We start from the raw sequence: 12,092 nt of genomic DNA on the forward strand, positions 1-12,092 counted from the left end.
CGCCATAGCGCCACGTAACCCACTGATTTAGAATAAATCCGGGAGAACGGCGGGCGAACCGAGCAATGGCTCGGCGAGAGAAGGAGGCCTGCGATGATCCGGCACTATCTTCGTGTCATGGGCGGAAGCCGTCTCGCGGTGGATGTCGGAGGGGATCCCTCCAGTCCCGCCCTATTGCTGCTGCACGGCTTTCCCAGCTCAGCGCGCACGTTCCGGCGTCTGGCCCCGATGCTCCTCGACGACCTGTTCGTGATCGCTCCCGATCTTCCGGGGTTCGGGGAGTCCGATGTCCTCGCCTCGACCTCCTTCGAAGCAATGGGGAAGGCAATCCTCGAAGTCCTCGACCACTTCTCCGTCGGTCCCCGCTTCATCTATCTTCACGATTTCGGCGCGCCAGTCGGCTTTCATGTCGCGATGTATGCGCCCGCGATGGTGACTGGTCTGATCATCCAGAATGCCAATGCCCATACCAGTGGGTTCGGCCGCCAATGGGCAGACACCATCGCCTATTGGTCGAACCCCACCGCCGAGAATGAGGCCGCCGCCACCGGTCATCTGACCTAGGAAGGGGTGCGGTATCAGTATGTCGGGGGCCTGCCCGACGATATTGCAAAGTCCATCGCTGCCGAAAACTGGGATGAGGACTGGCGCGTGATGAGCCTGCCGGGACGGCTCGAGGCACAACGTGCCCTCGTGGCGGACTATGGAAACTATGTGCGCCGCTTCGCAGAGATCCAGAGCTATCTGCAAACCTGCCAGCCGCCTGCACTGATGGTGTGGGGTCGCCATGACCCCTTCTTCGAACTCGCCGAAACCATGAGTTGGATCGAGGCGCTTCCCCGTATGGACGCCCATATCTTCGACGCCGGTCATCTCCTGCTCGAAACCCGTGCGGAAGCGGCAGCTCACCTGATCCTTGATTTCATCAACAGGGAAAAGGGCCGGTCCAGGTGAATGGGTCACGGTTTCGGATTTGCCCGCCGTCAGCAATTTTTTTATTGGTTTCAATACTAAGCAGGCGCGGCAGGGCCGAGAGCTACGGCGAGGGCATCAGCAAGGCCACGGCCGGCGCTGCCGTCGACGTCGAGACGCGGATTGTAGATGGCGACCTCGAGCCCGACCGCCTTTCCGGTCGCCAGGATGATCCGGAGCGCCGCCGACAGTTCGTCCCACGACAGCCCGCCCGGTACGCGAAAATCGACCGCCGGCATAATCGCATCGTCGAGACAATCGGCGTCTAGATGGATGAAGAAGCCGTCGAGTTCAGGCCGCGTCAGGTGGCCAACGGCCGCCCGGGCGGCGGCTTCGACGCCCAAGCGGCGGATGGCGTGCAGATCGTAGGCCATGAGCTCGGCTGGCAAGGGCCGGCTGCCGAATTCGGCCTGGTCCTCGTGGTCGCGAAATGCGAAGGCGACAGCATCCTCGGAGCGCACCAACGGGCGGCGGCCCTCCAGGTCGGTCAGCAGCGCCGGCCCGTAGCCGGTGACGAAGGCCAGGTCCATAGACGCGCCTTCGCCGTTAGGCTCGGCCTCGGGCTGGAAGAAGTCGGCGTGGCCGTCGATAAAGAACAGGCCGTAGCGACCGCGCCGGCGCAGCGCGAGCATCGGGCCCAGCACGATCGTACAGTCGCCGCCCAGCACCACCGGGAATTCGCCCGCGTCCAGCACCTCCTCCACGGCGTTGGCGAGCTTGGGCGACCATGCCGCGATCGCGTTGGCATTGAGCGTCAGGGTGGCAGGGTCGGGCTTCGGTTCCTTCGGCGGGACGGCCAGCCGCCCGGCATGGCGCGCATGGATGCGGTCGGCGAGGCCCAGTTCCAGCAGCCGACCGGGCAAGGCCTCGACGCCGTCGGTCGCGAGACCCAGCGAAGAAGGCGCTTCAAGGATGGCATAGGGTCGGTTCGGCATCAGATGCTCCAGATATGGCGAATAAGAACCGGCGCAACGCCGGCGGTCTCTGCCACTGAGCGCTGCGGGCCGGGCTGCCCGTCTCACGGCCCCATAAGCGATGCTTTTGCGGCCAAAACTCACCTCGCAGCCGACGTAGCCTCGGTACGCAACACCTCTCGGTACGCTTCAGGCTGCCACGCTCTTCGACGTTGCCTCCAGCACCGCTGACGGTATTTTTCTCGTCAATTCGATCGCGTTGTTTTCGCCGGAAGTCGCACCACTCAGGCAATTGATACCGAAAGTGGACAAAGCCGAGGAAATTTCAACCCGGCCAATTCCCTTTTGAAGTCAAACCGCAAATTCTGACCATGAAAGACAGTTCTTGGTGCGTCAATGTGTTGCTGCAGCATGTGGCGATGAACACTTCAGACCTGGCGAGGCCCTAGCGGGAGTTACGCCGTGCTGAAGTCAAACTGTCGTTTATCAGGCTGGAAACAGAAATGCGGCAGCGGGATCGAAAAAAATCTGCTGTCTGCTCGAGGCGATGCCTTCCTGTGCTTCCGCCATATCGGATGTCGGCCTGACGTCGATCTCCTGACCGGCGGCCGTGCGCGCGATGACGCGCCGCCGCTCGCCGAAGAAGGCGGTGTCGATGAACTCGACCGCAAGCCCGGCAGTGGCCGGGCCGGGTCGCAGGCGAAACGCCTCCGGCCGCACCATCAGCCTGGTTTTCTGGCCATGGCTGAAGTCCTGATCGATCCTGACGCCCGAGACAACTGAGCCATCGGCCAGGCGGATCGTGGCGGAGCCGTTGACGGTTTCAAGATGCTCGGCCGGCAGGAAATTGGAATTTCCGATGAAACTGGCTACGAATTCGCTCGCCGGTCTCAGATAGAGGTCCTCGCCGGTGCCGATCTGCTCGATGCGCCCGTCCCGAAACAGCGCGATGCGATCCGAAAGATGCAGCGCCTCGTCCTGATCGTGGGTGACGTAAAGGATCGTTACGCCGGTTTGGCGGTGGATGCGCCGTATCTCGGCCTGGATTTCCTCGCGCAGCTTCTTGTCGAGGGCCGAAAGCGGCTCGTCCATCAAAAGGATCGGCGGATCGTAGGCGAGCGCCCGGGCAAGCGCCACGCGCTGCTGCTGTCCGCCGGAAAGCGCGCCAGGATATCGGCCGCCGAAACTCTCCAGCCGCACCAGCGACAGCATCTCGGCGACTTTTCGTTTCACCTCGGCGTCCGGCCGGCGGCGCACGCGCAACGGAAAGGCAACGTTCTCGGCGACGGTGAGATGCTGGAACAGCGTGTAGCGCTGGAACACCATGCCGATATTGCGCTTGTGTGACGGCACCGACAGCAGGGACCTGCCCTTGAAAAGAACGTCGCCGGATGTCGGATGCTGAAAGCCGGCGATGGCGTAGAGCGTCGTCGACTTGCCAGAGCCGGAAGGGCCGAGAAAGGTCAGGAATTGGCCCCTGGGTATATCGATCGTGACATCGTGCACGGCGACGAAGCTGCCGAACGCCTTGCGCAGGTCGCGAATGGAGAGGAACGGTTCGGTCATGTCGACAATTTCCGCCGAATGAGTGCGGTTACGATCATCAGGCTCAGCGTCAGGAAAACGAGGAGGCTGGAGGCCGCGGCGATGACCGGGCTTAGATCCTGGCGCAGGCTGCCCCAGATCTTGACCGGCAAGGTCTGCAAGGTGGGGCTGGCCATGAAGATCGCGACCACCACCTCGTCCCATGAGGCGAGGAAGGCGAAGATCGCCGCCGAGAAAATCCCGATCTTGATCGCCGGCAAGGTGACCCGGAGCTTTGCTTCGAAAGGGCTTGCGCCGCAGACGATCGCCGCATCCTCGATGGATTTGTCAAACCCTTCGAGTGCCGCGGTGATGGGAATGATGGCGAAGGGGAGTGCCAGGACTGTGTGTGCGATGACGAAGCCTGCCGTGGTGCCGCCAAGCCCGATCCGCAGGAAGAATGCATAGACGGCGATGGCGAAGACCACGACCGGCAGCACCATTGGCGTCAGCAGAAGGCCGCGAAGCGTGTTGCGCCCGCGAAAGTGTCCCCTGACCAGGGCGAAAGAAGCCAGGAGCCCGATGGCGACGGCAAGGATCGCAGCCATAGTAGCAATGCGCGCACTGGTCATCGCCGCTTCGAGCCAGGCCGGATCGGCGAAGAGCTCCTCATACCATTTCAGCGTCCAGCCGGGCGGCGGAAAAGCCAGCCACCGCGACGATCCGAACGACAGAAGCACTATGAAGACCACCGGCAGTAGCAGAAACGCGGCAACCAGGCCGGTGAAGCCGAGAAGTGCTGCACGCAGCCAGCCCAGCCGGTCGTAGTCGAGCAGCATCTCAGATGCCTCCCGTCATGCGCTTGGCGCCGACGAGGCGCAGCTGCAGCGCGTAGAGTGCCATGGTGACCAAAAGCAGGATGAAAGCCGCCGCGCTTCCGAGCCCCCAGTTGAGCAAGGACTGGATCATCTGGGCGATCATTGCGGCGAGCATCATGTTGGAAGTGCCGCCGAGCAGCGTCGGTGTCACGAAATAGCCGAGCGACATGACGAAAACCATCAGGCCGCCTGCAGCGATGCCCGGAAGCGACAATGGCAGCAGGATGCGGCGGAAGGCCTCGAAGGGGCTCGCACCGCACAGAGCGGCGGCGCGCAGCGTCATCGGTTCAATGGCGCGCAGGGTTCCGACCAGTGGCAATATCATGAAGGGCAGCATGATATAGACCATGCCGATGGTGACGCCGGTCAGGTTATTGATGAGCGGCAGCGGCTCGCTGATCAGGCCGATATCCATCAGCGTCCGGTTGATGACGCCGGTGCGTTGAAGCAGCACCATCCAGGCATAGGTGCGGGTGAGCAGATTTGTCCACATCGACAGGATGATGATGCCGAAGACGATCGAGCCGAGGGCAGGCGGCATGATCGCCAGCATCCAGGCGACTGGAAACGCCACGATCACGGTGACGGCGGTGACGACGGTGGCGACCAGAAAGGTATTGAAGAAGACCCGCGCATAGGTGCCGTCGCCAAACAGGATTGCGTAGTTCTGCAGGCCCGGTACGGGTTCGGTTACGCTGCGCAACAGCAGCGCAACAACCGGCACCACGAAGAACAGGGTGATGAGGGTCAGCGCTGGCAGGGCGCCGCCGACGCCATCTGGCCTTCGGAGGATTGGCTGTCGATGAAGCAAATTGCCCGACATGGCGATGATCCCGGCAGCTCAGGCGGGACGCCTAGCGACGCCCCGCCGGTTCATGGGTGTGGTCGGCGGCTATTTGGCCTGCCAGGCGTACCAACGCTCCGCGATCGTGTCGCGGTTTTCAGCCCAGTAGTTCATGTCGAGGTTGATCTGCCCGTCGACATAGGCGTCCGGCAACGACTTGACGACATCGGCCGGCATTTCGGCCTTGGCTGCCTTGTTGATGGGTGCGTAGCCGCTTGCTTCAGCAAACATTGCCTGGCTTTTCGGGCTTGTCGCTGTGGCCAGGAATTTCATGGCGCTCGCCTTGTTCTTCGAACCCTTGGGGATGACGAGCACGTCGGCGGCGGTCATGTTCTGATTCCAGGATGCGCCGACATCGGCGCCGTCCTGCTCGAGGGCGAAGACACGTCCGTTCCAGAGCTGCCCGAAGGCCGCTTCACCGGAGGCGATCAGCTGTTGCGACTGCGCGCCGCTGTCCCACCAGACGATTTCCGACTTGATCGTGTCGAGTTTCTTGAACGCCCGGTCGAGGTCGAGCGGATAGAGCTTGTCTGCCGGCACGCCGTCGGCCAGCAGTGCGATTTCGATGACGCCCGGCGCCGACCATTTATAGAACGTGCGTTTGCCGGGAAATTTCGTCAGGTCGAACATGTCGGCCCAGCCCGTTGGTTCGCCCGACACGGCCCCTTTGTTCCAGGCAAGAACGAAGGAGTAGTAGAAGCTGCCGACCGCATGGTCGGTGGTGAAGCGAGGATCGAGATCGGCTTTCGGCACGACGTTGAAATCGATCGGCTCCAGCAGGCCGTCCTTGGCCGCCTTGATGGCGAAATCCATTTCGACATCGACGACATCCCAGGCGACGCTGCCGCCTTCCACCATGGCCTTCAGCTTGCCGTAGTCCGTCGGGCCGTCCTGCAGGACCTTGATGCCGGAACTGGCTTCGAACGGAGCAGCCCAGGATTTTGTCTGCGCTTCCTGGGTGGTTCCGCCCCAGCTGGTGAACACCATCTCATCGGCGTGCGCGGCAGTGGCTGCCAAGAATCCGGCCAAAATGCCGGTCAAAATCAGTTTCATGTCATTCTCCTCTGTTGGTTGCTTGGTTTCTTGTTGTTATGAAATTGCGCGATCGCGGCGCTGCCTCATCGCATGACGAACGGATCCGGGATCGGCTCGTCGGATATCCGTATCCAGACGGATTTCGAGCGCGTGTAATCGCGAATGGCGTCGAGCCCGCCCTCACGGCCGAGCCCCGACTGACCATAGCCGCCGAACGGCACGAGCGGCGAAACGGCGCGGTATGTGTTGACCCAGACGACGCCGGCATGGATGTCGCGCGCCATGCGGTGCGCCTTGGCGAGATTGGTGGTGAAAACGCCTGAGGCCAGGCCGAACGGCGTATCGTTGGCAAGCGCCAGGGCTCCAGCTTCCGTGTCGAAGGTGAGAACGCTGAGCACCGGACCGAACAATTCCTCCCGCACGCAAGGCAGTCCTGTGTCCTCGGCGTCGATAATGGTCGGTGCGTAGTAGAAACCGCGCGGATGCTCGTCGGGCCTTTTTCCGCCGGTGACCAGCGTCCCGCCCTTGGCGACGCTCTCGGCGACGATCTTCTCGATCCATTCCCGCTGCCGTGGCGTGGCCAGCGGTCCCATTTCGGTGGCCGGGTCCTGCGGATCGCCGATCTTGATGGCCTCGGCCTTGTGCTTCAGCCTGTCCAGGAACTCGCCCTTTATCGACCGCTCGACAAGCAGTCGCGAGCCGGCGACACAGCTTTGTCCAGACGCCGCGAAAATCCCGGCCACGACCGCGTTGGCCGCACTGTCCAGGTCCGCGTCGGCGAAAACGACAACCGGGCTTTTCCCGCCCAGCTCCAGCGTCGTATAGGCCAGATTTTCCGCCGTGTTGCGGACGACCGCGCGAGCGGTCGAAGGCCCGCCGGTGAAGGCGACGCGTGAAACCAGCGGATGACTTGTCAGGCGCCGGCCGCAATCGTGCCCGAACCCGGTCAGTATGTTGACGCTTCCGGCGGGAAATCCGGCCTCGTGAACGAGTTCGGCGAAGGCCAGCAGCGGCGCTGGGCCGTCCTCCGAGGCTTTCAAGACGACCGTGCAGCCGGCCGCCAATGCCGGGCCGAGCTTGACGGCCGAAAGGAAGAGCTGCGAATTCCATGGCACGACGGCAGCGACGACGCCGATCGGCTCGCGCCGGATGGTGACGTCCATATCAGCCTTGTCGATAGGCACATCCGAGCCTTCATGCTTATCGGCAAGCCCGCCATAGTAACGGTAGTAGTCGCCGACATAGGCAATCTGGGCGCGGGTCTCGCGGATGATCTTTCCGGTGTCGCGCGTCTCCAGTTCGGCCAGGCGGCCGGCATTGGCGACGACCAGCTCGCCGAGGCGCACCAGCAGCTTGCCGCGCGCCGTGGCCGTCAACGATGTCCACGCGGCGGAGTGCAGCGTCCGGTGCGCCGCCTCGACGGCGCGGTCGACATCGGCTTCGGTTGCGGCGGGCATCGTCGCCCAGGGCGCTCCGGTGGATGGATCAGTGCTTTCGAAGGTGGCTGTCGGCGTATCGAACGCCCCATCTATGAAGTTCCTGAAGGCCGCAAGGGTCATAGCGGCCTCCCATGCCGGAAGGCCGGCATCACCTTGTCGACAAACAGCTGCAGCGACTTTTTCTTGCGCTCGTGTGGCAGGCCGCTGTCGATCCAGATCGAATATTGGTCGTAGCCGAGCGCCTCGTACGCCTTCAGCCGGGTGATCACCTCTTCGGCTTCGCCGATAACCAGGTGCTGTCGGATCTTGTCCGGCGCATATTGCGGCATGGCTGCGATCTCGTCGTCCGTGAGCGCCTCCAATATGCCTTGACAAACAGGCTTCTTGTTCTGGAACCAGGCGCCGAACTGGCAGTAGAACAGCGACAGGTCCTTCGTCAGCTGCTCCGCATCGGCGGCGTCCTCGGCAACGAATGTGTGCATCAGCAGCATGATATCGGGGCGTGCCATGTCCGGATGCGCCGCGCACGCCGCGTTGAAGCGCTCCATCAGGCTGGTTACCTCGTCATCGCCGGAGGCGAGCGGCGTCACCTGGACGTTGCAGCCGTTGGACACGGCGAAGTCGTGCGAGTTGGGATCGCGCGCCGCCACCCAGATCGGCGGGTGCGGTTCTTGCACCGGCTTGGGCGACGAGGTGGTCGATGGAAACGACCAGAACTCCCCGGACATCTCGAAGTCGCCTTGCCAGAGGCCCTGGATAGCCGGGATGATCTCGCGCATGCGCTGGCCCGCGCCCCAGGCGTCGAGCCCCGGGAACAGGCGCTGGTATTCATAGCTGTAGGCGCCGCGCGCGATGCCGATGTCGAGCCGGCCGCCCGTGATGACGTCGGTCATGGCTGCTTCGCCGGCAAGCTTGATCGGATGCCAGAACGGCGCGATGACCGTTCCTGTGCCGAGCCGGATGCGCTTCGTCCTGGCGCCGAGATAGGCGATGTTGATGAACGGGTTTGGCGAGATGGTGAACTCCATGCCGTGGTGTTCGCCGATCCAGGCCGTCTCGAAGCCTGCCGCCTCGGCCATCAGGACCAGTTCCTCAAGCTCGTCGATGAGCTCGGCATGCGGCTTTGCCGAGTCCGAGCGTTCCATATGGACGAAGAGCGAGAACTTCATATCTGTTCACCCGGATTAGAAGTGTTCATGGGTGCCGGCTTGGCGAGCGGACGGACTTCACCTTCGACCTCGTTGCCGACATAGACTCCAAACGCATCCTCCCGACATTCGCGAACGTAGCGGGCAAGCATCGAGCGCACAGCAGCGTCGGCGATGTTCAGTCCGGCAATCCTGTCGATGTCGACGAGCTGGACCTGGCCATCGCTGGAGTGGGGCGTGTCTACCGTGCCGCGGTAGTAGACATGCGTTCGCGATGGGCTTGCTGCATCATCCCAGACCGCAAACAGGAACCCGAGATGAGCCTCGATGGCCTGCGCAGCGAGGCGTCCGTTGAGGCTTCGTGTATCGCCGGACGTCCCCAGTCCTCGGCCCGCCGGCAATTCGAAAAAGCCATCGACAGTTTCGAAGAACAGCACGCGGCCTTCATCTTCGAGGATAGCGCCGACCTCCATGTCGGGTGGCGCGGCCGCCAGCGCTTCCTGGCTGAGACCGGGCGAGACATAGGCGCCACGGCAATAGCCGAGGGGCTGCGATGAATTGTGGGAAAATTCGCGAACGCGGCCGATCAGGATCGAATGATCGCCGGCGTCGACCAATTGCTCCATGTCACAGTCGAACGTCGCCACCGATCCACCGAGCAGCGGGCTGCCGGTCGGGCCGAAGCGCCATTCGACAGCCGAGAACTTGTCCTGCGATTTCGAAGCGAAGACGCCGGACGCGGCTCTCTGTTCCTCCGAGAGCACGTTGATGGCAAAGCACTTCGAGGTCGAAAACACAGGATAACCCAGCGCTTTCTTGGCAATGCAGACCAGGACAAGCGGCGGATCGAGCGAAACGGATGTAAACGAATTGGCAGTAAAGCCTCGAGGCTCCCCTTCCGGCCCGATCGCAGTGACGATGGTAACGCCGGTCAGGAAGGAACCGAGCGCCCGCCTGAATTCGCCCGCGTCGAAGGCTGTGTCCATCGCCCGTAGCTCTGATGTGCTTGTGCTGTCGTTGCTCTCGAGAAAATCGACAATGCGCCGTGTGACCGCGTCAGGCGAGGCTATGGCCATCATGTGTCGTTCGCCCTCCAGAACGACGCAGCGACCACGCGGCGCGAGGCGGGCCATCGCTGCCGACATCGCAGGTGAAGAATTCCTGTCCTGCGAGCCGGTCATGAACAGGGCCGGCACCGCAAGACCCGAGAGACGATCGCCATGCGCCGCATCCGCATGGGCGAAAAGTCGATAGGTGCGCGCATAGCCTTCGCGGTTGACGCTTTGCAGTGCCGCGCGCGTCGTCCTCGCGGCCTCTGCCAAGCTGCCGGGGACCGGGTTGCCGAACCAGCGCGCGATCGTTGCGTCCGTTCCTGACGGGTTTTTCGCGCCGTTCAATTCGGCGGCGCGTTCACGCACCGCCTGCGCAAGGGCCGCTGGGCGGCGAAAGACCGCGTTGAGCGACACGATGCTGCGGACCCGTTCGGGAGCATCGAGAGCGATTTCCTGCCCGACCAGCGCCCCCATTGAATGGCCAACGATTGAGACGGCACCCAAGCCAAGGTGATCAAGAAGCCGGATCGCCTGTCCGGCATAGTCGGCAAGGCTGGCGTCCTCGGGTGGTAGCGGCGACCGGCCGTGTCCCAGCATGTCGATCGCGATCACATCCCATCTGTCCTTCATCAGCTCGATCTGTGGGCCCCAGACCGCCGCATTCATGCCGACGCCGTGGATGAGGAGGACCGGCGCGCCGGATCCGGCACGGATGAAGCCAGTGCCGTCAGGCGCCGTTCCGCGATGCCAGCCAGGGGCGGTCAGCTCAGCCATGCAGGTCGCCGACCTCCTTGAGATCCTGATAGCGGTCGCCGATGCGATGATGAGGTCGTCCGCCAATCGAGGCGCCAAGCGCCACCACCAGCTCGTCCGGCGCCGGTGCATCGCCGATCTGGAAATGCACTGTCAGGTAGTGCGAACGTCGGCCTTCATCGTTCTTGTCCATGAGCGGGATCATGATGGGTGTGTTCGGCCCGCCACGGAGGTTGGTGAAGGCAAGATAGGTCTTGGCGCCGACGGCACGCCGATAGTGGTTGCCGAAATGCAGCGTGTGGATGAGCGCGGAGGCATGCTCGATCTCGCCCGAAGTGCCGCATATTGCGGCCTTGCCGTAGCCTTCGATCGCTTCGCCGGATCCCGCGACTGCGAGAATTTCATGGGTCAGCATCTCCCCCAAAACCGGCGCACAGGCGCGGATCTCGGGAGAAAGGTCCTCGGTGAAACCGCGTCCGGCCCAGGGATTGTCGAGCACTGCCGCCACGCCGATCAGGCGCAGCGGCCGGGAGGCCACCTTGCCGCCTTCAACCAGCGTGTTCTCTACGTAGGTGACGATCTTTCGGATGGCCGGCTTCATCAAATCCTCGGTGATCGATTGAGCTGAGGCATCCGGAAAGTTCCTTTTGCCTCATCATCTTATGGTATACCATACTATTGAAGACCAAATCCCTTGTCAACGGATCATCGAATCTGTTTGTTTGCGGATGATGGGAGTAGACGAATTGGCCGACGACACGCTCAGGATCGAACGATCCACCAAGACGCTGAGAACGCTGGCGCTGGAGCGCATGCGTGACGCGATCATGGGGTTTCACTTCCAACCCGGCGAAAGGTTGATCGAACGGCCGCTTTGCGACCAACTCGGCGTCAGCCGCTCGGTGGTGCGCGAAGTTCTGCGGCAGTTGGAGACCGAGGGCTTGGTCCAGATGATACCGGGCCACGGACCTGCCGTGGCCCGGCCAGATCTCAGCCGCACCGACGAGATTTACGAACTGCGCGCTCTGATGGAGGGCATCGCAGCGCGCGCCTGTGCGCTCACGGCGACGCAGGACCAGATCGCCGCGCTTGAGGGCGCAATGAATGTGCTGATCACGGCGTGGGCCTCAGCCAATCCGATGGAGGTGATGCGGGCGACGACAAAATTCTATGAAATGCTTTTCGATGCCGCCGACAAGCGCATCGCCTGGGAGATCGTCCAGGGTCTGAACGTCCGCATCAACCAGCTGCGTTCCATGACCATCGCTTCGGTGAATCGTCGCGATGCCGCAATTGCCGAAATGACAGACATCATGAACGCGATCAAGTCGCACAACGGCGATGAAGCCGAAGCCGCGGCCCGGCGGCATGTGGAGCAGGCTTGGCGAATTGCGCAACAGACCCTTCGCAATAGCTGAAGCAGAAACTTCACATTACGGAATCGCTGTCGCCCTCACATTGACGCAATGCGGGCAATTCCAACGCGCATCCAACCCGATGACATGGTCGCTTGCGCTCGGCCGCCCCCGCCGG

12 protein-coding genes are annotated in these 12,092 nt (G+C 62.7%); 3 read left to right on the forward strand and 9 right to left on the reverse strand.

Annotated elements, in window-relative coordinates:
• Window positions 1–93 precede the first annotated feature (93 nt).
• Window positions 94–564: an alpha/beta fold hydrolase gene (locus EN807_RS36760; RefSeq protein WP_246684328.1), complete on the forward strand. Its 471-nt coding sequence runs from the start codon at window positions 94–96 to the stop codon at window positions 562–564.
• 6 nt (window positions 565–570) lie between these two features.
• Window positions 571–954, forward strand: coding sequence for a hypothetical protein (locus EN807_RS36765; RefSeq protein ID WP_246684329.1), 384 nt, complete (start codon window positions 571–573; stop codon window positions 952–954).
• 56 nt (window positions 955–1,010) lie between these two features.
• Here EN807_RS36765 and EN807_RS24635 read toward each other — a convergent pair whose 3' ends face one another.
• The 9 genes from EN807_RS24635 to EN807_RS24675 all read right to left on the reverse strand — a co-directional run bounded on the left by EN807_RS24635 (window position 1,011) and on the right by EN807_RS24675 (window position 11,160).
• Entirely contained in the window at window positions 1,011–1,907 is an 897-nt protein-coding gene (locus EN807_RS24635; RefSeq protein WP_135937024.1) for an arginase family protein, read from the reverse strand.
• A 465-nt stretch (window positions 1,908–2,372) separates the two neighbouring features.
• On the reverse strand, window positions 2,373–3,452 hold the full coding sequence (locus EN807_RS24640; protein WP_135937025.1) for an ABC transporter ATP-binding protein: 1,080 nt from the start codon (window positions 3,450–3,452) through the stop codon (window positions 2,373–2,375).
• Window positions 3,449–4,249, reverse strand: a complete 801-nt coding sequence (locus EN807_RS24645) for an ABC transporter permease (RefSeq protein ID WP_135937026.1) — start codon at window positions 4,247–4,249, stop codon at window positions 3,449–3,451. The genes EN807_RS24640 and EN807_RS24645 overlap by 4 nt, the downstream gene beginning before the upstream one ends.
• A 1-nt stretch (window position 4,250) precedes the next feature.
• Window positions 4,251–5,111 carry an ABC transporter permease gene (locus EN807_RS24650; RefSeq protein ID WP_127313930.1) on the reverse strand — a complete coding sequence of 287 codons (861 nt, stop codon included), beginning with the start codon at window positions 5,109–5,111 and terminating at the stop codon, window positions 4,251–4,253.
• A 69-nt stretch (window positions 5,112–5,180) separates the two neighbouring features.
• Window positions 5,181–6,185, reverse strand: a complete 1,005-nt coding sequence (locus EN807_RS24655; RefSeq protein WP_128204273.1) for an ABC transporter substrate-binding protein — start codon at window positions 6,183–6,185, stop codon at window positions 5,181–5,183.
• A 65-nt stretch (window positions 6,186–6,250) separates the two neighbouring features.
• A complete protein-coding gene (locus EN807_RS24660; RefSeq protein WP_135937027.1) occupies window positions 6,251–7,726 on the reverse strand; it encodes an aldehyde dehydrogenase in 1,476 nt (491 codons plus the stop codon).
• A complete protein-coding gene (locus EN807_RS24665; RefSeq protein WP_135937028.1) occupies window positions 7,723–8,775 on the reverse strand; it encodes an LLM class flavin-dependent oxidoreductase in 1,053 nt (350 codons plus the stop codon). Before EN807_RS24665 ends, EN807_RS24660 begins: the two co-directional genes overlap by 4 nt.
• Complete coding sequence (locus tag EN807_RS24670) at window positions 8,772–10,580, reverse strand: alpha/beta fold hydrolase (RefSeq protein ID WP_135937029.1); 1,809 nt, start codon at window positions 10,578–10,580, stop codon at window positions 8,772–8,774. The genes EN807_RS24665 and EN807_RS24670 overlap by 4 nt, the downstream gene beginning before the upstream one ends.
• Window positions 10,573–11,160: an amino acid synthesis family protein gene (locus EN807_RS24675; RefSeq protein ID WP_135937030.1), complete on the reverse strand. Its 588-nt coding sequence runs from the start codon at window positions 11,158–11,160 to the stop codon at window positions 10,573–10,575. Before EN807_RS24675 ends, EN807_RS24670 begins: the two co-directional genes overlap by 8 nt.
• A gap of 145 nt (window positions 11,161–11,305) precedes the next feature.
• Here EN807_RS24675 and EN807_RS24680 point away from each other — a divergent pair, with 145 nt between their 5' ends.
• Window positions 11,306–11,977, forward strand: coding sequence for a GntR family transcriptional regulator (locus EN807_RS24680; protein WP_135937031.1), 672 nt, complete (start codon window positions 11,306–11,308; stop codon window positions 11,975–11,977).
• Window positions 11,978–12,092: the final 115 nt, after the last annotated feature.

It is taken from the genome of Mesorhizobium sp. M5C.F.Ca.ET.164.01.1.1, assembly GCF_004792125.1.
GTDB classification, from domain to species: domain Bacteria; phylum Pseudomonadota; class Alphaproteobacteria; order Rhizobiales; family Rhizobiaceae; genus Mesorhizobium; species Mesorhizobium wenxiniae.

What these genes read in the sequence shown, in the direction of transcription:
- EN807_RS24655 (WP_128204273.1), bottom strand. Translation starts at nt 6,185, where the DNA reads ATGAAACTGATTTTGACCGGCATTTTGGCCGGATTCTTGGCAGCCACT.
- EN807_RS24635 (WP_135937024.1), bottom strand. Translation starts at nt 1,907, where the DNA reads ATGCCGAACCGACCCTATGCCATCCTTGAAGCGCCTTCTTCGCTGGGT.
- EN807_RS24640 (WP_135937025.1), bottom strand. Translation starts at nt 3,452, where the DNA reads ATGACCGAACCGTTCCTCTCCATTCGCGACCTGCGCAAGGCGTTCGGC.
- EN807_RS24675 (WP_135937030.1), bottom strand. Translation starts at nt 11,160, where the DNA reads ATGAAGCCGGCCATCCGAAAGATCGTCACCTACGTAGAGAACACGCTG.
- EN807_RS24670 (WP_135937029.1), bottom strand. Translation starts at nt 10,580, where the DNA reads ATGGCTGAGCTGACCGCCCCTGGCTGGCATCGCGGAACGGCGCCTGAC.
- EN807_RS24660 (WP_135937027.1), bottom strand. Translation starts at nt 7,726, where the DNA reads ATGACCCTTGCGGCCTTCAGGAACTTCATAGATGGGGCGTTCGATACG.
- EN807_RS24645 (WP_135937026.1), bottom strand. Translation starts at nt 4,249, where the DNA reads ATGCTGCTCGACTACGACCGGCTGGGCTGGCTGCGTGCAGCACTTCTC.
- EN807_RS36760 (WP_246684328.1), top strand. Translation starts at nt 94, where the DNA reads ATGATCCGGCACTATCTTCGTGTCATGGGCGGAAGCCGTCTCGCGGTG.
- EN807_RS24665 (WP_135937028.1), bottom strand. Translation starts at nt 8,775, where the DNA reads ATGAAGTTCTCGCTCTTCGTCCATATGGAACGCTCGGACTCGGCAAAG.
- EN807_RS24650 (WP_127313930.1), bottom strand. Translation starts at nt 5,111, where the DNA reads ATGTCGGGCAATTTGCTTCATCGACAGCCAATCCTCCGAAGGCCAGAT.